This is a genomic window from Rhodococcus shunpengi, from assembly GCF_048381395.1.
Lineage (GTDB): Bacteria > Actinomycetota > Actinomycetes > Mycobacteriales > Mycobacteriaceae > Rhodococcus.
The window spans coordinates 29986-51736 of the sequence record NZ_JBLWIU010000039.1 but is presented as its reverse complement, the minus strand read 5'-3'; the positions used below and the strand labels follow the sequence as shown (position 1 = coordinate 51736).

Genomic DNA, 21751 nt, shown 5'->3' with positions numbered 1-21751 from the left:
GTCACCCCCGCAGTCCGCTGCCCGCGGCGTCGCGACCGCCACCACCGCGTCCCCGGAAGACGGCGGTCGTGGTGTTCGCCGGGCGTGATGCGACCGTCACGCGTTCACGCACCGGAACAGGTTCGGGCGCACTCGCTTCGGACGCGATCGGTTCGGACACCGCGGTTGCCGGTGCCGCACCGCCGAGCCGGGTCTTCGCGAGGTCGACGTCGCCGGTGTACTTGAGCAGCGTCGCCAACAGCACGTCGCGCATGCCGCCCAGCGAATCGGGGTCGTCGGCGTCGTGCCCCATCACCGTCGCCGCACGCGCGGCGTCGATGACCTCCGAGATCGAGGGCCTCTTGCGCAGCGGCAGGTCGCGCAGGCTCCGGGACAGGTCGACGATCTGGTGGGCCGTTCCGGGGCGCACGTCCGGCACCCGCGCGGTGACGATCTCGCGTTCACGCTCGGGTGTCGGGTATCCGACGTGGTAGTGCAGGCAGCGACGCTTGAGCGCGGGCGACAACTCGCGAGTGTCGTTGGAGGTCAGGATCACCCACGGTGTGGACCGGGCCGTGAACGTGCCGACCTCGGGGATCGTCACCTGCCGTTCGGCGAGCACCTCGAGCAACAGCGCCTCCATGGACTCCTCGGTGCGGTCCACCTCGTCGACGAGCAGGACCACCGGCTCCTCCGAGAGCACGGCCTCGAGCAGCGGACGGACCGACAGGAAGGTCTCCGAGTACAGCCCGAAGTCCTGCTGCGCGAGAAACGTCGACGCGTCCGCGAGGTCGGCGTGACCGGCGAGCAGTTCGCCGATGCGGTCGCGCAGCATCTGCACGTGCAGCAGCTGTTTGGCGTAGTCCCACTCGTAGAGGGCGCGGCTGTCGTCGAGCCCTTCGTAGCACTGCAGTCGAACCAGTTTCCGGTCGCCGACCGCGGCGAGTGCCTTGGCCAGTTCGGTCTTGCCGACCCCGGCGGGGCCTTCGAGCAGCAGGGGCCGCTCGAGTGCGGTGGCGAGGTGCACGACGGTCGCGAACTCGTCGTCGGCGATGTAGTCGTGCCGGCGCAGCGCATCCTTCAACTCGGCGCCCGAGGCGAACGGGGTCATCCGGGGTCTCCTTCTGTGGCGTGGTCGCAGCGGAGCAGGGCGCTCCCGGGGCGCAGGGGACGCCCCGGGAGCGCGGGTTCTCAGTAGGACCGGTTGATGCAGTGGTCGACGACCGGGATCATCGAGTCGACGGTGACCTCGCGGGGATTGCCCGGGGTGCACCAGTCGTCCTGGATGTGCTCGGAGATGGCGCGCACGGTCTTCTCGTCGCCGCGGATCGTGTCTCCGCGACCCGCGTACTTCTTGGTGTTCATCTGGTTCTTCTCGTACGAGTCGGTGCGCACCTGACCGAAGTTGTCGGGGATGCCGACGTCCTTCGCGAGACGGATCGCCGCTTCGACCGCCGCGTCGGCGGCCTGGACGGTGGTCATGTTGCGGGTGTCCACGCCCATCGCGGTGGCGATGCGGGCGTAGTGCTCGTAGCGGGAGGGCAGGTTGTACTCCCACACGCGCGGCAGGGCGATGGCGTTGTTGAGGCCGTGGTGGCTGTCGAAGAAGGCCGAGACGGCGTGCGAGATGGAGTGCACGATGCCGAGGCCGCCGGAGTTGAAGGCCTGCGCGGCGATGTACTGGGCGTTCATCATGCCTTCGCGGGCCTTGAGGTTGCGCGGCTCGAAGACCGCTTCACGCAGGTGCTTCGCGACGAGCTCGATCGAGTACAGGGCGTTGCCGAGCGACGGGGCGAAGTCAAGCCGGGAGACGTACGGCTCGGAGCCGTGGGCGAGGACGTCGAAGCCGCAGTAGGCGGTGAAGTGCTGGGGGCAGCTGTAGTAGAGCAGCGGGTCGTCGATCGCGAGGGTGACGATCGTGGCCTCGTCGAAGCCGACCCACTTGTGTGGGTGGTCCATGTCGGAGGTGTCGGTGATGACGTAGGCCCAGGACGTCTCGGAGCCGGTGCCGGCGGTCGTGGAGACGGCGATGTGCGGCGGATTCTCCTTGTTGGTGGACTTCGCGAAGCCCTCGAACTCGTTGATGTTGCGGCCGTCGTGGGCGATCACGACGCGGGCGCCCTTCGCGGCGTCGTGGCTCGATCCGCCACCGACGGAGATGATCGAGTCGCACTTCTCCTTCTGGTAGAGCGCCGCGGCCTCCATGACGTTGTAGTCCTTGGGGTTGGACTCGACCTTGTCGTAGAGGACGACCTCGACGCCCTGGTACTCGATCTTGCCGATGAGCTCCTCGATGATCCCCGATCCGCGCAGGCCGGTGGTCATCAGCAGGGCGCGTTTGAAGCCGAGGTTCTTCGCCTCGACGCCGAGGATGTCGTGGGCGCCGACACCCATCAGCGCGCGGGGGAAGGGATGGAATTCCTTGATCGGGAAGTCCCAGATCTGATTGAGCTCGATTGCCATGGTGTATCTCCTCGCAGAGGGGGTGGAGCGGATCGGGAGTGTGATGTGGACCTCATCCGCGATTCACCATCGACCAGAGCTGCGAGGCGTGAAAGACGTAGCGGCCGAAACCGTCCGGTCGCCGTGGGGGTCACCGTCCGTTCGGGTAGGGCACCTCCCGCTGACCGGGTGGGCGCCGCACCCGCCCGAGCAGTGCCGGTACCGTTTTCCTCATCCCATGCGCGCTGGTAACCTTAATTAGAACACGTTCTAGATTCGGTCGTGCGCGGCCATCTTTGCAGGAGAGGACGAGACCCACCCATGACGACTGTCGAGGTGCCCCACGGCTCACGCTCGGTGATCCTCACCGTGTCCGCCGTCGTCGAGGAGACCGCCGACACGCGGTCGATCGTGTTCGCCGTCCCGGACGAGCTGCGCGACAAATTCGCCTACCGGCCGGGCCAGTTCCTCACCCTGCGCATCCCGAGCGACCGGACGGGCTCCGTGGCCCGCTGCTACTCGCTCGCGAGCTCCCCGTTCACCGACGACGCCCCCAAGGTCACCGTCAAGCGCACCGCCGACGGTTACGGATCCAACTGGCTGTGCGACAACATCGCGGCCGGACAGACCATCGAGGTGCTGCCGCCCGCGGGTGTCTTCACCCCGAAGTCGCTCGACCACGACTTCCTGCTGTTCGGCGCCGGCAGCGGCATCACCCCGGTGATCTCGATCCTCAAGTCCGCGCTCACCCAGGGCGGCGGCAAGGTGGTGCTGGTCTACGCCAACCGCGACGAGAAGTCCGTCATCTTCGCCGAGGAGCTGCGGGCTCTCGCGGAGAAGTACCCGACGCGCCTGACCGTCGTGCACTGGCTCGAGTCCGTCCAGGGTCTGCCCACCGCCGACCAGCTCGCTGCGATCGCAACGCCCTACGAGTCGTACGAGGCGTTCATGTGCGGTCCCGGACCGTTCATGGACACGGTCCACCAGGCACTGAACATCGTGGGCATGCCCCGCGCCCGCGTGCACGCCGAGGTCTTCAACTCGCTGTCGGGCGACCCGTTCGCCGACCAGGCGCCGGTCGAGGTCAGTGACGAGGACGCCGCCGACGCCGCGACCGTCGAGGTCGAGCTCGACGGCGAGGTCCACAAGCTGTCGTGGCCGCGCAAGCAGACCCTCGTCGACATCATGCTCGCGAAGGGCATCGACGTGCCGTATTCGTGCCAGGAGGGCGAATGCGGATCGTGCGCGTGCACCGTGCTCGAGGGCAAGGTCGAGATGGAGAACTGCGACGTGCTCGACCCCGAGGACATCGAGGCGGGCTACATCCTCGGTTGCCAGGCGCGGCCGGTGACCGACCACCTCAAGATCGAGTTCTGATCCGGCGGACTCACGCCCCGCTGCTCACTCTCTCTGCGGAAGTGCCCGGCCCCTACGAACGTGCGGGGACGGGCACTTCCCGCATCCCGGCGGAGTCGGGTTTCGGCTTGCGCACGAGCACGCCGACCCCGGCCACGAGCGCCAGCACGGCGACGATCACACCGTAGCCGACGGCGGTGGACATCAGGCCGAACGATCCGGCCGCCACCCCGGCGGCCATCGCGGGCACCGAGAACGCGAAGTAGCAGACGACGAAGGTCGTCGCGAAGATCCGGCCGCGCTCGTGGGGTCGGCCGAGGGAGCCGACCACGCCCATGGCCGCGACGAAGGTCGAACCCCAGCCGAAGCCGGCGACCGCGGTACCCGCGTAGTACACCGCGACCCATCCCGTGAGGAGCGCGGTGATCACCGCGGCCAGTCCCGTCGCGAGCAACACGGCCCCGAGGATCACGATGCGATGGGGGTCGCGGCGGGCCGTGGTGGTCGCCGCGACCGTTCCCGCCGTGAACAGCGTGCCGATCGCCAGACCCGCGGCGAGCCGGTTGTCGATGCCGAACACCGAGTCGACGATCGACGGCCCCAGCGACATGTACAGCCCGCCGAGCGCCCACGCCGACATCAGACTGGGCAGGATGAGCAGATAGCGGCCCCGGACCTCACGCGGCACCGACGCGCTCGGCACCAGGCTGCGCAGGGCGTCGCGTCGCGACGGGAAACCCACCGACGGCGACGTCTCCGGTACGAAGATCAGCGCGATCGCCAGCACGACGGCGAGAACGCCGACGACCGCATAACTCAGGACCGTCGGGAACGGCGCGAACTGTACGAGTACGCCGGCTCCCGCCGCACCGAGCGCGAGGCCGAGCGACGGCGCCGCGGTGTTGATCAGCGGACCGATGTGCCTGTTCGGCTGCATCTCGATCACGGCCGCCGCCAGCGCGCTCGTCGCCGCGCCCACCGCGAGACCCTGCAGGATCCGCGCGACGATCAGCCACCCCACCCCCGGGGAGGCGATGAAGACCATCATGCTCGCCGCGAGCAACAGCAGGGCCGTCACGATCACGGGTCTGCGCCCGACGTGGTCGGACAGCGACCCCACCGTCACGAGCGCCGCGAGCAGTGCGAGCACGTAGACCGCGAACACCACCGTGAGCATCGCCGCGGAGAATCCCCACATCTGCTGGTAGACGGGGTACAGCGGTGACGGTGCCGACGACGACGCGGTGAGGGTGAACGCTCCCAGGCCGACCACGGCGAAACCGAACGAGCGGATGCGGCCGCGGGGCTGTACGGGAGCAGTCATCGAACCTCCATAAGGTGATCGGCGTGTTCCACGCGGGAAACGAACGGCGTGTCCCACGCGGACACGAACGATGCGCCCCCGCGCGAATCGGTGAACACCCCTTCACCAACATACTTCGCTCGGCGAAGTATTCCTCCGGCCGCCCACAGGGCGCTCGGACACTCAGAGGGAGGTCGCGTCCTCGACGTCCTCGTCCCGCCTGTCGCCGGGCGCCGCGAGCAGGGCGCGACCGGCCGCGAAGACCGTCGCGGCCGACGGCAACTCTCCGGGCACACCGCTGCGGAAGACCTCGACACGGCCCGACCCCGAGGCGGGTCGCCCGAGCGCATCGATCCGGCGCAGCGTCTGCCGTGCGACGGCCTCGGCGCTGTCGAACAGGCGCACTCCGGCCGGCAGGTGTTCGGTGATGGTGTCGGCGACCAGCGGGTAGTGGGTGCAGCCGAGAACCACACCCTGGACGTCCCGAGGGGTGCGCTCGGCCGCGGAGGCGACCGCTGCGGCGACGGCCACCCGATCACCCGCATCGATCGCGTCGGCAAGTCCGTGACACGCCACGCCGACGACCTCGGACCCGTTCGCGAACTGTTCGATCAGATTCGCCTGGTACCTGCTCGCGGTGGTCGCCGCGGTGGCCCAGATCGCCACCGAATCGCACGCGGCGGCCGCGGGCTTGACGGCGGGGACCGTGCCCACCACGGGCACCGACGGACCGAGATCGGCCCGGACGTGTTCGAGGGCGGTCACCGATGCGGTGTTGCACGGGAGCACGACCACCTCGGCGCCGCGATCGACGGCGCGACGGGCGGTGGTGACGACCCGGTCGATCACCCAGTCCGGAGACTTCGGGCCCCACGGGGCGCCGTCGGGATCCGTCGACAACATGAGGTCGAGCTCGGGACGCAACCGTCGCAGCCACGCGGACGTCGGCAAGAGCCCGAGACCCGAGTCGATGAGCGCAACGATCACCCTACGAATCTAGCGGGTCGCGCGCGGCCGGCCCGACGGCGGTCGGTGCGGCGCGCAGCACCACTCCCCTAGACCGCCGCGGTGAGCAGCTCGTCGATCGGGGCGCCCGCGGCGATCTTCGCGCGCGACTTCATGACCAGCGCGGGCAGGCCGCCGCCCACAGCGCCGACGAGCCTGCCGTCGCGCTCGTAGTACGCGAGGAACTTGCGGCCGTCGTCGCGTACGACGTGCACCGTGTCGTCGGCGGTGACCGCACCGAGGCCCTGGATCTTGATGTCGTACTGGTCGCTCCAGAAGTAGGGCACCTGCGCGGCCGCCCCGGCCTCGACACCCATGATGGTCTTCGCGAGGACGGATGCCTGCTCGCCGGCGTTCGTCCAATGCTCGATGCGCCTGCGCCCACCGGCCGGTACCTGCCAGGACGCGACGTCGCCGACCGCCCACACGTGCGGGGTGGAGGTGCGGCCCGTGCCGTCGCACACGACACCGTTCTCGACCTCGACACCCGATCCCTCGAGCCACTCGGTGGCCGGGGTCGAACCGATGCCCAGCACCACGAGGTCGACGTCGATCTCGCTGCCGTCGCCGAGGACGGCAGAGGTGACACGTTCGTCGCCGCGGATCTCCGACAATCCGACGCCGGCACGCACGTCGACACCCTCGGCGGTGTGCAGGCGGGTGACAAGAGCACCGACCTCGGCACCGAGCACCGACGCGAGCGGAGTGGGCTGCGGTTCGACCAGCACGACCTCGACCTCGCGCGCCCGCAGGCTCGCCGCGACCTCGCACCCGATGAAACCGGCGCCGACGACGAGGGCGCGGGCACCCGGAACGATCGCCTCGCGCAGCGCGCGGCTGTCCTCGAGCGACCGCAGGACGTGGACTCCGGCAAGATCCGGCAGACCGGGGATGCGGCGGGGCCGCAGACCCGTGGCGACGACGAGTTCGTCGTAGCCGAGTTCGGTGCCGTCGCTGAGCGTGAGGGTGCGCGACGCGGTGTCGACAGAGCGGGCCGCGGCACCGAGCATCAGTTCGATGCGGTTCTCACCGAAGAACTCGCTCGGCCGGAGGGTCGTGTCGTCGCGATCGCCTCGCAGGACCTCCTTCGACAGGGGCGGGCGGTCGTAGGGCAGGTGCGTCTCGTCGCCGACGAGCACGAGTTCGCCCTCGTATCCGGCGCGGCGCAGCTCCTCGGCGGTACGTACCGCCGCCAGGCCGGCGCCCACGACGACGACGCGCTCCGGCGTACTCTCGGTCTCCCGCTCGTTCGACACCCTCGGCCCATCCTTCGCTTCGTCTGTGACACGCATGCGCGTGCCGCGCGGTAGTGATGCATCCCACCCTGCGTCCCACGTTCTTACCAAACGGCGACGGCGGGCGACAGACCTACGTCGGCCGTTAGAGTTCGAGGCACCGTGAGGACAATGGGATCCAGCACAGGATCGAGCACGGACCACGACCGGTACACCTACCTGGGAGCCCTCATGACCAGCGACAGCGGCGCAGGTATCAGCCGCATACAGTTCGGCGCCGGAACCTCCACCGGACCCGCCGACCCGCAGGGCCGCACGATCATCGCGGACGCGGTGGTGGCCAAGATCGCGGGGCTCGCGACCCGCGAGATCAGCGGCGTCATCGAGGTGGGCGCCGGCACCGCCCGCGTCGTGGGCGCACTGCGCGACCGCATCCCCGGTGCGCGCATCAACCACGGACAGGGTGTCGCCGTCGAGGTCGGTGAGCGTCAGGCCGCGATCGACATCGGCATCGTCGCCGAATACGGCGTTGCGCTGCACGAACTCGCCGTCGCCATCCGGCACAACGTCATCGCCGCGGTCGAGCGCATGACGGGACTCGAGGTCACCGAGGTCAACATCACGGTCTTCGACGTCATGCTCCACGAAGAGGCAGCGGCCCTCACCGACGACGCCAAACCCCGCGTGCAGTGAACCCCGGATCCGCGGCGCAGGCGAGCGCGGCCGACCTGGTCGCGGACGCCGCGCTGTCCGTGCCCGGCGTCGTGGGTCTGCACCGCGGCGCATTCGGGGAGGTCGCCACTTATCTGCCCGGGCGACGGGTCGAAGGTGTGCGGCTGACCGATCAGCTGTGCGCGGTGCATATCGTCGTGCGGATCCCCGCCGATCTCCCGGCCGTCGCCGACGCCGTCCGCGTCCGGGTGTCCCCGCTGGTGGACGTGCCCGTCCAGGTGACGATCGAAGACGTCCACGCCGGTGAACGAGAAGGAGCCCCATCGTGAACCACACACCCGTCAGCAACACCGTCGTCGGACTCCTCGCGGGGCTGCTCCTGGCCCTCGCCGGCATCATCGGCGGGTTCAGCGGTCTGCTGTTCGCCGTGCTGCTCGGCGCGCTCGGTGCCGCGATCGGCGCCCATCGTGACGGCCACCTCGACCTCGGCGCCCTGCTGAGGAGTCGGGGCCGTGGCTGATCCCACCGCGTCCGACGTCGGGACATCCGACGACACCGGGACCGGGGTCGTTCCCCCGGGCGAACGCGGCAGCCTCGTCGTCAAGGACCGTGCGATCGAACGCATCGCCGCGGCCGCCGCACTCGGCGTTCCCGGTGTGGTGCGGCACAGCGGAGGTGGCATCCTGCGTCTCACCGGCCGCGACCTGCCCCGGGCCGACGTCACCACCGGCGCGAAGGCCGTCGCGGTGAATCTCTACATCGCCGCCGAATGGCCGTACGACGCGGCGATGCTCACCCGCCGGGTCCACGACGCGGTCGAACGCCAGCTGCACGACCTGACGGGCATGCGCATCAGCGAACTCAACGTGCTCATCGTCGCGACCGCGCTCGTCGAGGACGGCGAGACCGACGAGGCGCAGCCACCCGTCGAGTACCTGGAATCCGACATCGTCGCGGCGCGGACCACTCCGCATCCCGACATCCCCACCGTCGCTCCCCTGCCACCGCTGGCGCCGCCCGCGGCCGCACCCGCCGCCGCGATCGTGGCGATCGCGGCGCTCGCCCTGTCGTTCGTCGCCGCCCGGGAACTGCTCATCGTCAACGGGACGTACGGCGGTGCCCCGTGGCTGCGCAACTCCTTCGAGTGGTTCGGCCGCCTGCACTGGCACACCTGGCTCGCACCCGTCGCGGGCGTCTGCCTCGTCCTCGGGATCGTCCTGATCGTCGTCGCCCTCAAACCCCGCCGCCGGACGCATGTGCCGCTGCAGGTCGCGGGGCCGGTGCCCACGGTGTGGATGCGGCGCACGGACGTCGCACGCATGTGCAGCGCCCACGCGTCCGCGCTCACCGGTGTGCGCACGGCCCGCACGGTCGTCGACCGTCGCCGTGCCGTGGTGCGCATCTCGATCGAGGACGGGACACCGGTCGACGAGATCACCGCGTCCGTGCGCGGCACGGTCGCTCCGAACCTCGCGGCGCTCGCCGACCCCGTCGAACTCGTGGTGGAGGTGGCTCGGTGAAACTCCGTACCGTGCTGGCGAATCGGCTCGTCACCTTCCTGGCGGGCCTCGCCCTCGCCGGCGCCGGCGCGTTCGCCCTCGCGTGGGTGTGGCAGGTTCCCCTGGCCCGAGAGCAACTCTCGCGTCTCGACCGTCCCCGCGTGACGGACGTCCCGGACCAGTCGTGGTGGACACCGGCCCTGTGGTCGGTCTTCGCGGGCGGACTCGTGCTCGGCATCGCGTTGCTCGCCGTCAACCTGTCGCGCCGGCGCACGTCGACCGTGCAACTCTATGACCAGGTCACCGACGCCACCCTCGGTGTCGAACTCGGTCCCGTCGCCGACGGTGTGGCAGCGGAACTCGCCGCCCTGCCCGGTGTGCGGGCCGTGCGCGGGCGCGCGGTCGTCGAACGCAACCTGCCGACGCTCTCGGTGGTGGTGCACGCCGACCCGACCATCGACGTCACCGAACTGACGGAAGCCGCCGAGGATGCCGCTCAGCGGGTCGCGCGGGCTCTCGGTGGGGCGCACGTGGCGACGCAGGTCCTGGTGCATCTCGACCCGGCTGTGGACGTCCACTGACTCCCTGCGGCCCGGGGCCGCTCAGCTTCGGGCCGCGTCCACGAGGTCGTGCTCGACGCGGTAGTCCACGCGCATTCGGTCCATCGCCACGTCGCGTACCTTGTATGCCCGCTGCGTGGTGCGTTCGAGATCCGGGTAGCGGAGTTCCTGGACGCGGTTGACGAGCGCGAGCAGCGGCCCGACGCGTCCGAGGACGTACTTGAGCGGGCTGTCGGGGATGTGCAGGGCGTCGGCGTCGGCGTCGCCGATGAACACCCGCTGCAGCGAGTGCATCACCGTGCGGGCGACCGTCGTCCGGATCGGCGCGGTGCCCGGCAGCAGGTTCGCCAGCTCCGGGACGAGATATTGCTCGGTCAACGCGGTGACGAACTCCCGGTCCTCGTCGCTGGGGCCGGGCGAGGTGAGCCGGTAGAGGTCCTCGACCGCGATGTGGTCGCGTTCGGTGCGCAGGCCCAGTTCCTCGCCCATCCCGATCACGTGCCCGACATATCGCCACAGGTGGTAGATGTCGTCGAGTTCGCGATCGGTGAAGCGCACCCCGAGGATCTGCATCGCCTCGACCGCGATGTGCCCGAACTCGGCCATCGTCAGCGCCATGTACGACTGCGGGATCGGCACTCCCCAGGCGTCCTCGTCCCACACTCCGCTCGCGAGGATGCCCTTGCGCACGTGGGCGTGGATCAGGCGCACCCGCACCGTGAACGCGAATCCGCCTCCGTCTCGGCGCATTCCACCGCGAGTGAGGACGTGCCGTAACCACTCCCCGACCTCGACCGACCGCACGGCCGGCTGACTCACATAGCGGCCCGTGAGCGCGAGAGGCTTTCCGGCGATGAAGTTTCCGGCACCGCGCAGCAGCGACGCGGCACCGAGCACCATGCCGAGGATCGGGGTGTGCCGCACGAGCGCGTCGGCGGCGTTGTCGATGCGGTCGTGGTCGACCCAGCCGGGTTCGTCGTCGAGGAAGGCGAACAGCTCTCGCAGGGATTCGGGTGCGTCGGGGACCGCGTCGACACCGTCGGCGAGTGCGACGCGCACGGCGTCGGTCGCGGAGGTCGGACCGAAGTCGTCGTTCACCACGGCGTCGGCCGGCGGGTCGGCCTGCCACATGCCGTCGAGCCAGCGCTCGCCGAGATCTGCGTATCGGCGCACCGCAAGGTCGGCGTTGACGAGATCACGTGGGATACGTCGCTCCATGCATCCATGGAAACACGAGGAATCCTCACTTACTATTCACTTTTCATGAGCTCCCCGAGAAGCAACAGAACCGCAGGCAGAACCCCTCGGAAGCGTCCTGTGCAACAGCGGAGTCACGACACTCGCAAGTTGCTCCTCACCTCTGCGTACGAGTTGCTCGAGCGCAGCCCCACCGCGCGGATCAGCACCACAGCACTCGCCGAGCACGCCCACGTGAGCATCGGGACGGTCTACCGGTACTTCCCCGACGTCGACGCCGTGCTCGACGAACTCCGCATGACCGCCGTCCACGCGATCACCACCTCGCTGTCCACCGCCATCGGGCGGGCGATGGACCAGGAGCCGGAGGAGGCCATGGTGACGGTCGTGGAGAGTCTCACCGCCGCGTTCGAGAAACACGCCGCGGTGCTCCGGGTGTCGTACACCTCGGAGGAGCTCGAGTTCGGGCTCGCGTGGGCCGAGGTCGAAGGTCCGCTGCGGCCGCTGGGACGCATCATTCCGGCGCGGCTGCGACCGGATCTCGACGACGCAGCACTCGACGATCTCGTGTTCATCGTGATGGGAGCGACGGCGAGCCTGTGCTCGCGGATCGCCCTCCTGCGGCCCCGGAGATCCGATCGGACGCGGATGATCGCGGTGACGGCGCGGATGCTTCTCGCCGCGATCGAGAGCGCTTGACGCACGGCCGGAAAACAGACTCGACGTCCTGTCGAACGGCACATACTGATAACCGTCGTCTTCACACCGTCGTCTCGACCGGGGAGAGTGCCGTGCGTCGACTACCGATCGTGTTGTCCGCCGTGATCCTCACCGTCGTGGCCGCCTGCGGCAACGACACCTCGGGCGAATCACCGCCCGCCGCAACGTCCGAAGCGACAACCTCCGGTGCGACCGCCACCGGCACGGCGCCCGCCGACGAATTCCAGGACGTGCTCGACCGCGTCCGCGAGGAGGTGGGCTTCCCGGGAGTCGTTGCGCGCGTGGTCACCCCGGAATACGAGTGGACCGGTTCGTCCGGCACGATCGGTGCGGGTCGATCGGAGGAGCCCGGCCCCGACGACCACACCCGCATCGGCAGCATCACGAAGACGATGACCATCACCGCTCTGCTGCAACTGGCGGAGGACGACCGCCTGTCGCTGGAGGATCCGATCGGCCGCTACGTACCGGGCCTGCCGAACGGCGACGTCGCCACTCTGGGGCAGCTGGCCTCGATGGTGAGCGGTATCCCCAGCTACACCTTCGACGAGGAGTTCCAGCAGCAACTCTTCGACGATCCGGAGGCACCGTGGACCCCGGACGAACTCCTCGACTACGTACGAGGTGACGCACCGAACTTCGCTCCCGGGGAGCGGTTCGAGTACTCCAACACCAACACGATCGCGCTCGGGCTGGTCGTCGAGCATGTTTCCGGGCAGAGCCTGCACGAGTACTTCCGGGCGAATGTCTTCGAGCCCCTGGGCATGGCCGACACCGTCATGCCCACCGACGCGGCCATCGCGTCACCGCACCTGTACGGGATCACCGAACAGGGACAGCCGGACGGGCAGACGGCCGATGCGACCGGATGGAACCCGTCGTGGGGATGGTCGGCCGGCGCGGTGATCTCCACCGTCGACGATCTCGAACTGTGGGGCACGGCCCTCGGGACGGGCGAGGGCGTCCTTTCCTCCGAGATGCAGCAGCTCCGCCTCGATTCGTTCCTGTTCGACGTCCCCGGTGCGACCGACACCCGCGCCTACGGCCTCGGGCTCGGTATCGAGAACGGCTGGCTCGGCCACACGGGCGAGCTCCCCGGTTTCAACACCTACGTGGGATACCTGCCCGAACGCCGGGCCGTGGTCGTCGCCGCGGTGAACAGCGACATCCTGACGGCCGACGGGGAGGAACCGGTGACCCCCGTGGCGAACCAGCTGAAGGAGATCGTCGGCTGATCGCCTGTGACCCGAAACGCCGAACGGCGTCCACGCCGGAGCAGAAACGCCGAACGGCGCCCACCCCGGAGGGTGGACGCCGTTCGAGCGTCAGTGAGGACTAGCTCACTTGATGATCTTCGTGACGCGACCGGCGCCGACGGTGCGGCCACCCTCGCGGATCGCGAAGCGGAGGCCCTCGTCCATGGCGACCGGCTGGATCAGCTTGACGGACATCTCGGTGTTGTCACCGGGCATGACCATCTCGGTGCCCTCGGGGAGGGTAACAACGCCCGTCACGTCCGTGGTACGGAAGTAGAACTGCGGACGGTAGTTGTTGAAGAACGGCGTGTGGCGGCCGCCCTCCTCCTTGTTGAGGATGTAGGCCTGGCCCTCGAACTCCGTGTGGGGAGTCGTGGTGCCCGGCTTGACGACGACCTGGCCGCGCTCGACGTCCTCGCGCTTGATGCCGCGGACGAGGAGACCGACGTTGTCGCCGGCCTGGCCCTGGTCGAGCAGCTTGCGGAACATCTCGATGCCGGTGACCGTGGTCTTGGTCGACTCGGGGCGAATGCCGACGATCTCGACCTCTTCGTTGACGTTGATCACGCCACGCTCGATACGGCCGGTGACGACGGTGCCACGACCCGTGATGGTGAAGACGTCCTCGACGGGCATGAGGAACGGCTTGTCGGTCTCACGGACCGGGTCCGGGATGGAGTCGTCGACGGCCTGCATGAGGTCGACGATCGACTGGACCCACTTCTCGTCACCCTCGAGAGCCTTGAGAGCGGAGATCGGGACGACCGGAGCGTTCTCGTCGAACTCCTGCGAAGCGAGGAGCTCGCGCACCTCCATCTCGACGAGCTCGAGGATTTCCTCGTCGTCGACCATGTCGGCCTTGTTCAGGGCGACGAGGATGTAGGGAACGCCGACCTGGCGGGCGAGCAGCACGTGCTCACGCGTCTGGGGCATCGGGCCGTCGGTGGCGGCCACGACCAGGATCGCGCCGTCCATCTGGGCGGCACCGGTGATCATGTTCTTGATGTAGTCCGCGTGACCCGGGGCGTCGACGTGCGCGTAGTGGCGCTTGTCGGTCTGGTACTCGACGTGGGAGATGTTGATCGTGATACCACGAGCCTTCTCCTCAGGTGCCTTGTCGATCTGATCGAAAGCGAAGCTCTCGTTCAGGTCGGGGAACTTGTCGGCAAGCACCTTGGTGATCGCAGCCGTGGTGGTGGTCTTGCCGTGGTCGACGTGACCGATGGTGCCGATGTTCACGTGCGGCTTGGTCCGCTCGAACTTCGCCTTCGCCACTGGATGTCCTCCTGGACTGTTGTTGCTTGCTGTATGCAGCAGTGCGGTTTGTATTACTTGGTCGTGCAGGTGACCGAGGGATAACCCGGAGGCTACTCGCCGGTCGCCTTGGCGATGATTTCCTTCGCGACGTTCGAGGGAACCTCTGCGTAGGAATCGAACACCATGGAGAAGTTCGCACGACCCTGGGTCTTCGACCGCAGATCGCCGATGTAACCGAACATCTCCGAGAGCGGAACCAGCGCCTTCACGACACGGGCACCACTGCGTTCCTCCATGGCCTGGATCTGGCCACGGCGGGAGTTCAGGTCGCCGATCACTTCACCCATGTAGTCCTCGGGCGTGGTGACCTCGACCGCCATGAGGGGCTCGAGGATCACCGGGGCGGCCTTGCGGGCCGCTTCCTTCAGTGCCTGCGAACCGGCGATCTTGAACGCCATTTCGGACGAGTCGACGTCGTGGTACGCACCGTCGATGAGGGTGACCTTCAGGTTCACCAGCGGGTAGCCGGCGAGCACGCCGTACTGCATGGCGTCCTGAGCACCCGCGTCGACCGACGGGATGTACTCGCGGGGGATGCGACCGCCGGTGACCTTGTTCTCGAACTCGTAGGTCGCGCCGTCCTCGCCGACGAACGGCGAGAGGCCGATGATGACCTTTGCGAACTGGCCCGAGCCACCGGTCTGCTTCTTGTGCGTGAACTCGAGCTTCTCGACCGGCTTGGTGATCGTCTCGCGGTACGCGACCTGCGGCTTGCCGACGTTGGCCTCGACCTTGAACTCGCGCTTCATGCGGTCGACGAGGATGTCGAGGTGGAGCTCGCCCATACCGCCGATGACGGTCTGGCCGGTCTCGTCGTCGAGCTCGACCGAGAAGGTCGGGTCCTCTTCGGCGAGCTTCTGGATGGCCGTCGACAGCTTCTCCTGGTCGGCCTTCGACTTCGGCTCGATGGAGACCTGGATGACCGGGTCCGGGAAGGTCATCGACTCGAGGACGATCGGGGCGTCCTGCGCGCACAGGGTGTCGCCGGTCGTGGTGTCCTTCAGGCCGATCATCGCGTAGATGTGGCCCGCGACCGCCTCGTCGACCGGGTTCTCCTTGTTGGCGTGCATCTGGAACAGCTTGCCGACGCGCTCCTTCTTGCCCTTGGTCGAGTTGAGCACCTGGGTGCCCGAGTCGATCCGGCCGGAGTACACGCGGACGAAGGTCAGCTTGCCGAAGAAGGGGTGCGCAGCGATCTTGAAGGCGAGAGCCGAGAAGGGCTCCTCCTTCGAGGGCTTACGACGCAGTTCCTCTTCTTCGTTACCGACCTGATGGCCGATGACGTCGCCGATGTCGAGCGGGTTCGGCAGGTAGTCGATGACCGCATCGAGCATGGGCTGGATGCCCTTGTTCTTGAAGGCGGAGCCGCACAGCACCGGGTAGAGCTCGGAGTTGACGGTCATCTTGCGGATGGCCGCCTTGATCTCGGCGACGGTGAGTTCCTCGCCGCCGAAGTACTTCTCCATGAGCTCTTCGTCGGACTCGGCGACCGTCTCGAGCAGCTTCTCGCGGTACTCGGCAGCCTTGTCGGCGAGGTCGGCCGGGATCTCCTCGACGGTGGCCTCGGTGCCGATGTCGGTGGTGCCACGCCAGGTGAGCGCCTTCATCTCGACGAGGTCGACGACGCCGTCGAAGGCATCCTCGGCACCGATGGGGAGCTGGAGGACCAGCGGCTTCGCGCCCAGGCGATCGATGATCGTCTGCACGGTGAAGTAGAAGTCCGCGCCCATCTTGTCCATCTTGTTGACGAAGCAGATGCGCGGAACGTCGTACTTGGCAGCCTGGCGCCAGACCTGCTCGGACTGGGGCTCGACGCCCTCCTTGCCGTCGAACACGGCGACTGCGCCGTCGAGGACGCGCAGCGACCGCTCGACCTCGACCGTGAAGTCGACGTGGCCGGGGGTGTCGATGATGTTGATCTGGTTCTTGTTCCAGAAGCAGGTCACAGCAGCGGAGGTGATGGTGATACCACGCTCCTTCTCCTGCTCCATCCAGTCGGTGGTCGAGGCACCGTCGTGCGTCTCACCGATCTTGTAGTTGACACCGGTGTAGAAGAGGATGCGCTCGGTGGTGGTGGTCTTGCCGGCATCGATGTGCGCCATGATGCCGATGTTGCGGACCTTGTTCAGGTCGGTCAGCACTTCCTGTGCCACAGGTAACCCCGCTCGTAGCTCGTGTCGGTCCTTGGGTGCGGACCACATGTTCTTGTGTTGTCAGCCGGCCTTTACGGGACCGACACAGTTGTGCGAGCAGCCGACCGGGAGGTCCGTGATGACGGCATCTCCCGGTCGGCGACGACTCACCAGCGGTAGTGCGCGAACGCCTTGTTGGCTTCAGCCATCTTGTGCGTGTCCTCGCGGCGCTTCACGGAGGCGCCGAGGCCGTTGCTCGCGTCGAGGAGCTCGTTGGCGAGCCGCTCGACCATGGTCTTCTCGCGACGCTGACGCGAGAACGTCACCAGCCAGCGCAGTGCGAGGGTGGTGGAACGACCGGGGCGAACCTCGACCGGCACCTGGTAGGTGGCACCACCGACGCGACGGCTGCGGACCTCGAGGGCGGGCTTGACGTTGTCGAGCGCGCGCTTGAGGGTGACGACCGGATCGGTACCGGTCTTCTCGCGAGCCTGCTCGAGCGCCTGGTACACGATGCGCTCGGCGGTGGACTTCTTGCCGTCCAGCAGGATCTTGTTGACCAGCTGGGTGACCAGCGGCGAACCGTAGACCGGATCGGCGATCAGCGGACGCTTGGGAGCGGGACCCTTACGTGGCATCAGCCCTTCTCCTTCTTCGCTCCGTAGCGGCTGCGGGCCTGCTTGCGGTTCTTGACACCCTGGGTGTCGAGCGAGCCGCGGATGATCTTGTAGCGCACACCCGGGAGGTCCTTCACACGACCGCCACGCACGAGCACCATCGAGTGCTCCTGGAGGTTGTGGCCCTCACCGGGGATGTAGGCGGTGACCTCGACCTGGGAGGTCAGGCGCACACGGGCGACCTTACGGAGAGCCGAGTTCGGCTTCTTCGGGGTGGTGGTGTACACGCGAGTGCATACACCGCGACGCTGGGGGCTGCCCTTGAGCGCCGCGCTCTTGACCTTGGCGGCCTTGTCGCGGCGGCCCTTGCGGACCAGCTGATTGATGGTTGGCATTAACCGGCTTTCTTCGTTGTCTGAAGCTGCTCACTTCGAGCAACCTCGGCTGTTCTGAAATTAGGGATCCATCGGTTGGGGCAAGAAAGCTGCTGCCCCGCACTCGCCCCTCGTGTGCACACGAGGTCGGGTGTGTCGCGTACCCCCACACAGGCAGCCGGGGGCTCGCTCCTGCAGATATCCACAGACCGCGCGCACGGCACTACCTCGCATAGGCACACAGACCGGCCCGGGCATGCCGGACACGACCCACAACGATACCCGGCGTGCGCGCATGAGGTCAAAGTGAGGAGCGCGCACCCTCCCGAGGATCCGCACACACCGTCAACTGCTGAGGTTCAGTGTGAGCCGGGCCAACGTAGCAGCAGCTTCACACGGGTCCGCTCCCCCGGAGGTGTACTGCACCCACCAGCCGAAGATGCCGGTCGTCGACGCCCCGGAACTGACCCCGCACGACAGCGGATCGCCGGGTCGACGCATCTGCAGTGCCCGCCGGCCCTCGATGGTCGTGTTCTCGATCTCGTAACCGAGTCCCTCGGCGGCGGCGCGTTCGTGGTCGAGGGAACCGGTCTCGAACCAGTTGAAGGTGACCTTCACTACTCCCGTGGGTCCCTCACCGTCCCAGCGGCAGATCGCACCGAAGAATCCGCGATAGACGTAGTCCGCGCCCACGGCCTCGGCGATCTTCTCGTCGGCGACGGCATCGCACTCGGTGAGCAGCCGGGTGAACTCGGCGCCCGTGCCGCCGCCGATCCCCTCCGGGACGGCCCGCCCCTCGATGGTGCGGGTACATCCGGTGAGCAGAGCACCCGTCGTGAGGACGGTCGCGAATGCGGCGCACCAGCGGCGGGCGTTCACTTCTGCACCCTTTCCACACTCGTGGTGGCCAGGCCGCGAGCGACGACGCAGGCGTCGGCGACGGGCGTGAGGTTCGAGTACGAGACCGACCAGTGGACGAAGTCGCCGCCGAACTCCACGCCGATCTCGCACAGCGTCGTCTGCCCCAGGTCGTTCTGATAGGACCCCATGAAACCGGACCGTCCCCCGATCTCGACGTCGGCAGCGGGCCGGCCGATGAGATCGGAGCCGGCGCGTTCGCGGCCGATGGGACTTCCCCGGTACCACGAGAAGCTCACGCTCGGGCCGCCGACGTAGATCTCCCACTCGCAGCCCACCGAGTTGCGCGTCACCGTCGTGAAACTGCCGAGACCGAAGGCCGCCGCCACCTCGTCGTCGGACATCGCGCCGCACTCGTCGAACAGCGGGCCGGGGTCGGTGACGGACGCGGTCGGCGAGGTCTCGACCTGTCCGGCGTCGTCGGAGTTCCCGCACGCCGCCGCACCGAGACCCATGAGACCGGCCGTCGCCACGGCAGCCGCCGTCCTTCCGATGCGCGGGAGAGGCATGGCGGGAAGACTACCGAGCCGGGCCCGCCTGTGTGCGACGACCCGAGGACTCCCGGAGCACCTCGTCGAGCTGCGCGGCCCAGTGCCGGACGATCTCCCGCCGGCGGGCCGAGTCGTCCGTCAGCACGTCGGCCAGGCCGAGTCCGCGTGCGAGATCCAGGGTCGCCTGCACCGTCCGGTGCACGACCGGGTCGGTGTCGTCGGCACCGAGCTGCTCGACGGCCACGGCGTGCGAGACACGCCCGAACTTCTCCTCGAGCGGCAGGAGCATCTCGCGCAGAGCCGGATCGGCCGCCGCGGCCGTCCACACCTGCAGGGCGGCCTTGAACATGTTGCCGGTGCACTGGTCGACGATGCGCTCGACCACCGCCTCCGTGCGGCCGACGCCCTCGGGCACGTCGAACGGCTCGGTGCGGACCCGTTCGATGCGACTGTCGAACATGAACTCGAGGGATGCGGTGATGAGATCCTCCCGGGTCGGGAAGTGATGCTGGGTGGCCCCGCGCGACACTCCTGCCCGCTCGGCGACCACACTCACTGTGGTTGCGGCCCAACCGGATTCGACGAGACAGTCGATCGTCGCCTCGAGCAGTCGCCGCCGCGTGGCGCGGCTGCGGTCCTGCTTCGGTTCTCGCGCCATCGGGACTCCTGTTCCTGCCTGTCCTGTCACGACCCCCTGGTCACGACCGTTCCGTCACGACTGATCTTCCGCCGTGCGGGTATTCGTGCGACCCCGAGACCGTACGCAAAGCTCATCATCCGTACACTCGTATAACAGGTCGGGGTGAAAGGGGGAGCACCACGTGGCGACCATCGTCAGGCGCGAGGACTACTTCGACGCCGCGCTGGCCATCCTGGCCACCAACGACCATGCCGGACTCAAGCAGGCACGGTTGTGCAGTCACCTCGAGGTGACGACCGGCTCGTTCTACAACTATTTCGAGAGCTGGGCGCAGTTCAAGACCGAATTCCTCCAGCACTGGCTCGAGAGCCAGACGCTCCAGCTCGCCGCCGCGGCGCGCCTCGAGGGTTCGATGACCCGGCGGCTCCGGTTGCTCATCGAATTCGCGTGCAGCCTCCCCCACTCCGCCGAGTCCGCGATCCGCGGTTGGTCTCACAGCGACTCCGGCGTCCACGAGGTGCAGAGCAAGGTCGACGACCTGCGGTACGCGGTGGTGGCCGAAGCGGTGGCCCGGTACCTCGGTTCGAGGGAACAGGCCGAGCGGTTCGCCCGACTGGCCCTGTACACGCTCGTGGGCTACCAGCAGACCGTGCCGCTGCAGGACGTGAGCTCGTTGCGGTGGTCCCTCGCCTATCTGCTGGGCACGCTGCTTCCGGCGGAGGAAGCCAAGGGCCTCTTCCCGCCGGATTCCTTCCCGGCGAACATCGGAACCTCCGGGTCCGAGGTATCGAACCCGGAGGTGTCCGACTCGGAAGCATCGAACACCGAAGCGTCGGCCTAATACGACTTCGGCAGGCCCAGCGAGTGTTGGGCCACGAAGTTGAGGATCATCTCCCGGCTGACCGGCGCCACGCGTGCGATGCGCGCGGCGCCGAGCATCGCCGCGAGGCCGTACTCCCGGGTGAGACCGGCACCGCCGTGGGTCTGGATCGCCTGGTCCAGCGAGGCGATCGCGGCCTCACCCGCGGCGTACTTGGCCATGTTCGCGGCCTCGGCGGCCCCGAAGTCGTCGCCGCTGTCGTAGAGGACGGCGGCCTTCTGCATCATGAGCTTGGCGAGTTCGAGCTCGATCTTGCGCTGCGCCAGCGGGTGCGCGATGCCCTGGTGCGCACCGATGGGCTGTTTCCAGACGGTCCGCTCGTTGGCGTAGCGCACCGCGGCGTCGAGGGCGTACCGGCCCATACCCACCGCCATCGCCGCGCCCATGATCCGCTCGGGGTTCAGTCCGGCGAACAGCTGCATGAGCGCGGCCTCCGGCTCACCGACGAGTGCGTCGGCGGGAAGCCGGACGTCGTCGAAGAACAGGGAGAACTGGTAGTCCGGCTCGAGGATGTCCATCTCCATGGGCGTCTTCGTGAAGCCCGGAGCGTCGGTCGGCACGATGAACAGGGCCGGACGGAGCTTGCCGGTCTTCGCGTCCTCGGTGCGGGAGACGACGAGCACGGCGTCTGCCTGGTCGACACCGGAGATGTACACCTTGCTGCCGGAGAGGATCCAGTCGTCACCGTCACGGCGTGCGATGGTGGTGATGTTGTGCGAGTTGGATCCGGCGTCGGCCTCGGTAATGCCGAAGGCCATGATGCGGGAGCCGTCGGCGAGCCCGGGCAGCCATTCCTGCTTCTGGGCGTCGGTGCCGTACTTGGAGATGATCGTGCCGCAGATGGCCGGCGAGACCACGACGAGCAGCAGCCCGGCGCCCTTCGCGGAGAGTTCCTCCTGCACCAGCGCGAGTTCGTAGATGCCGGCGCCCCCGCCTCCGTATTGCTCCGGAAGGTTCACGCCGAGGAAGCCGAGCTTGGCCGCCTCCGCCCACAATTCGGTGAGCGGCTCGTGCGCGCGCGACTTGGGAAGTACGTAGTCGACGTAGTTGTAGCGCTCGGCCAGAGCCGCTACCGCAGCGCGCAGTTCCTTCTGTTCTTCGGTCTCGATGATGCTCACGAGGATGCCTTCCGGGTCGGGTGAGAGGACGCGCGGCCGT

The 21751-nt window shown here is 68.1% G+C and carries 23 protein-coding genes; 9 read left to right on the top strand and 14 right to left on the bottom strand.

What is annotated here, in order from left to right; all coding sequences use genetic code 11:
* Position 1 precedes the first annotated feature (1 nt).
* Positions 2–1090 carry a MadB family AAA-type ATPase gene (locus ACNJ7K_RS27385; protein WP_487042635.1) on the bottom strand — a complete coding sequence of 363 codons (1089 nt, stop codon included), beginning with the start codon at positions 1088–1090 and terminating at the stop codon, positions 2–4.
* A gap of 80 nt (positions 1091–1170) precedes the next feature.
* On the bottom strand, positions 1171–2442 hold the full coding sequence (gene mdo / locus ACNJ7K_RS27380) for an NDMA-dependent methanol dehydrogenase (protein WP_159417779.1): 1272 nt from the start codon (positions 2440–2442) through the stop codon (positions 1171–1173).
* Between the two features lie 300 nt (positions 2443–2742).
* Between mdo and ACNJ7K_RS27375 the strand changes: the two genes are divergently transcribed.
* On the top strand, positions 2743–3798 hold the full coding sequence (locus ACNJ7K_RS27375) for a ferredoxin--NADP reductase (protein ID WP_120279996.1): 1056 nt from the start codon (positions 2743–2745) through the stop codon (positions 3796–3798).
* A gap of 52 nt (positions 3799–3850) precedes the next feature.
* On the opposite strand, the gene ACNJ7K_RS27370 is transcribed toward ACNJ7K_RS27375, so the two are convergent.
* The 3 genes from ACNJ7K_RS27370 to ACNJ7K_RS27360 form a co-directional block, all read right to left on the bottom strand.
* Entirely contained in the window at positions 3851–5101 is a 1251-nt protein-coding gene (locus tag ACNJ7K_RS27370) for an MFS transporter (protein WP_159417778.1), read from the bottom strand.
* Between the two features lie 162 nt (positions 5102–5263).
* Entirely contained in the window at positions 5264–6067 is an 804-nt protein-coding gene (locus ACNJ7K_RS27365) for a glutamate racemase (protein WP_487042634.1), read from the bottom strand.
* A gap of 68 nt (positions 6068–6135) precedes the next feature.
* On the bottom strand, positions 6136–7341 hold the full coding sequence (locus ACNJ7K_RS27360; protein WP_159417776.1) for an NAD(P)/FAD-dependent oxidoreductase: 1206 nt from the start codon (positions 7339–7341) through the stop codon (positions 6136–6138).
* Between the two features lie 210 nt (positions 7342–7551).
* On the opposite strand from ACNJ7K_RS27360, the gene ACNJ7K_RS27355 reads away from it, so the two are divergent.
* Genes ACNJ7K_RS27355 through ACNJ7K_RS27335 form a run of 5 tightly spaced genes read left to right on the top strand, consistent with a single transcriptional unit; the run spans position 7552 to position 10072 of the window.
* Positions 7552–8013, top strand: coding sequence for an Asp23/Gls24 family envelope stress response protein (locus ACNJ7K_RS27355; protein WP_120283568.1), 462 nt, complete (start codon positions 7552–7554; stop codon positions 8011–8013).
* Positions 8010–8321, top strand: a complete 312-nt coding sequence (locus tag ACNJ7K_RS27350; RefSeq protein ID WP_487042633.1) for a hypothetical protein — start codon at positions 8010–8012, stop codon at positions 8319–8321. Before ACNJ7K_RS27355 ends, ACNJ7K_RS27350 begins: the two co-directional genes overlap by 4 nt.
* A complete protein-coding gene (locus ACNJ7K_RS27345) occupies positions 8318–8512 on the top strand; it encodes a hypothetical protein (protein ID WP_006552248.1) in 195 nt (64 codons plus the stop codon). Before ACNJ7K_RS27350 ends, ACNJ7K_RS27345 begins: the two co-directional genes overlap by 4 nt.
* Positions 8505–9512: a DUF6286 domain-containing protein gene (locus tag ACNJ7K_RS27340; RefSeq protein ID WP_487042632.1), complete on the top strand. Its 1008-nt coding sequence runs from the start codon at positions 8505–8507 to the stop codon at positions 9510–9512. Before ACNJ7K_RS27345 ends, ACNJ7K_RS27340 begins: the two co-directional genes overlap by 8 nt.
* On the top strand, positions 9509–10072 hold the full coding sequence (locus ACNJ7K_RS27335) for a hypothetical protein (protein ID WP_487042631.1): 564 nt from the start codon (positions 9509–9511) through the stop codon (positions 10070–10072). Before ACNJ7K_RS27340 ends, ACNJ7K_RS27335 begins: the two co-directional genes overlap by 4 nt.
* 21 nt (positions 10073–10093) lie before the next feature.
* Here the strand turns inward: ACNJ7K_RS27335 and ACNJ7K_RS27330 are convergent, their stop codons facing one another.
* Entirely contained in the window at positions 10094–11269 is a 1176-nt protein-coding gene (locus ACNJ7K_RS27330; protein WP_487042630.1) for an oxygenase MpaB family protein, read from the bottom strand.
* 99 nt (positions 11270–11368) lie between these two features.
* On the opposite strand from ACNJ7K_RS27330, the gene ACNJ7K_RS27325 reads away from it, so the two are divergent.
* Together ACNJ7K_RS27325 and ACNJ7K_RS27320 are read left to right on the top strand one after the other, a co-directional pair.
* On the top strand, positions 11369–11947 hold the full coding sequence (locus ACNJ7K_RS27325) for a TetR/AcrR family transcriptional regulator (protein WP_327204005.1): 579 nt from the start codon (positions 11369–11371) through the stop codon (positions 11945–11947).
* A gap of 92 nt (positions 11948–12039) precedes the next feature.
* Positions 12040–13203: a serine hydrolase domain-containing protein gene (locus ACNJ7K_RS27320; RefSeq protein WP_487042629.1), complete on the top strand. Its 1164-nt coding sequence runs from the start codon at positions 12040–12042 to the stop codon at positions 13201–13203.
* A 105-nt stretch (positions 13204–13308) separates the two neighbouring features.
* Here the strand turns inward: ACNJ7K_RS27320 and tuf are convergent, their stop codons facing one another.
* From tuf to ACNJ7K_RS27285, 7 genes are all read right to left on the bottom strand, one after another.
* Positions 13309–14499 carry an elongation factor Tu gene (gene tuf / locus ACNJ7K_RS27315; RefSeq protein WP_016690893.1) on the bottom strand — a complete coding sequence of 397 codons (1191 nt, stop codon included), beginning with the start codon at positions 14497–14499 and terminating at the stop codon, positions 13309–13311.
* A 92-nt stretch (positions 14500–14591) separates the two neighbouring features.
* Entirely contained in the window at positions 14592–16694 is a 2103-nt protein-coding gene (gene fusA, locus ACNJ7K_RS27310; RefSeq protein WP_024101663.1) for an elongation factor G, read from the bottom strand.
* Between the two features lie 146 nt (positions 16695–16840).
* Positions 16841–17311 (bottom strand): 30S ribosomal protein S7, encoded by a 471-nt coding sequence (rpsG, locus tag ACNJ7K_RS27305; RefSeq protein ID WP_006552257.1) that lies wholly within the window; start codon positions 17309–17311, stop codon positions 16841–16843.
* Complete coding sequence (gene rpsL, locus ACNJ7K_RS27300; RefSeq protein WP_006552258.1) at positions 17311–17685, bottom strand: 30S ribosomal protein S12; 375 nt, start codon at positions 17683–17685, stop codon at positions 17311–17313. The genes rpsG and rpsL overlap by 1 nt, the downstream gene beginning before the upstream one ends.
* A gap of 324 nt (positions 17686–18009) precedes the next feature.
* A complete protein-coding gene (locus ACNJ7K_RS27295; RefSeq protein WP_064060460.1) occupies positions 18010–18543 on the bottom strand; it encodes a DUF3558 domain-containing protein in 534 nt (177 codons plus the stop codon).
* Positions 18540–19091: a DUF3558 domain-containing protein gene (locus ACNJ7K_RS27290; protein WP_404817767.1), complete on the bottom strand. Its 552-nt coding sequence runs from the start codon at positions 19089–19091 to the stop codon at positions 18540–18542. Before ACNJ7K_RS27290 ends, ACNJ7K_RS27295 begins: the two co-directional genes overlap by 4 nt.
* Before the next feature lie 10 nt (positions 19092–19101).
* On the bottom strand, positions 19102–19731 hold the full coding sequence (locus ACNJ7K_RS27285; protein ID WP_120280005.1) for a TetR/AcrR family transcriptional regulator: 630 nt from the start codon (positions 19729–19731) through the stop codon (positions 19102–19104).
* 163 nt (positions 19732–19894) lie between these two features.
* Between ACNJ7K_RS27285 and ACNJ7K_RS27280 the strand changes: the two genes are divergently transcribed.
* Positions 19895–20554 (top strand): TetR/AcrR family transcriptional regulator, encoded by a 660-nt coding sequence (locus ACNJ7K_RS27280; protein ID WP_268654271.1) that lies wholly within the window; start codon positions 19895–19897, stop codon positions 20552–20554.
* Here ACNJ7K_RS27280 and ACNJ7K_RS27275 read toward each other — a convergent pair.
* Positions 20551–21711, bottom strand: a complete 1161-nt coding sequence (locus ACNJ7K_RS27275; RefSeq protein ID WP_016690886.1) for an acyl-CoA dehydrogenase family protein — start codon at positions 21709–21711, stop codon at positions 20551–20553. The two genes, ACNJ7K_RS27280 and ACNJ7K_RS27275, sit on opposite strands and share 4 nt — an antisense overlap.
* Positions 21712–21751: the final 40 nt, after the last annotated feature.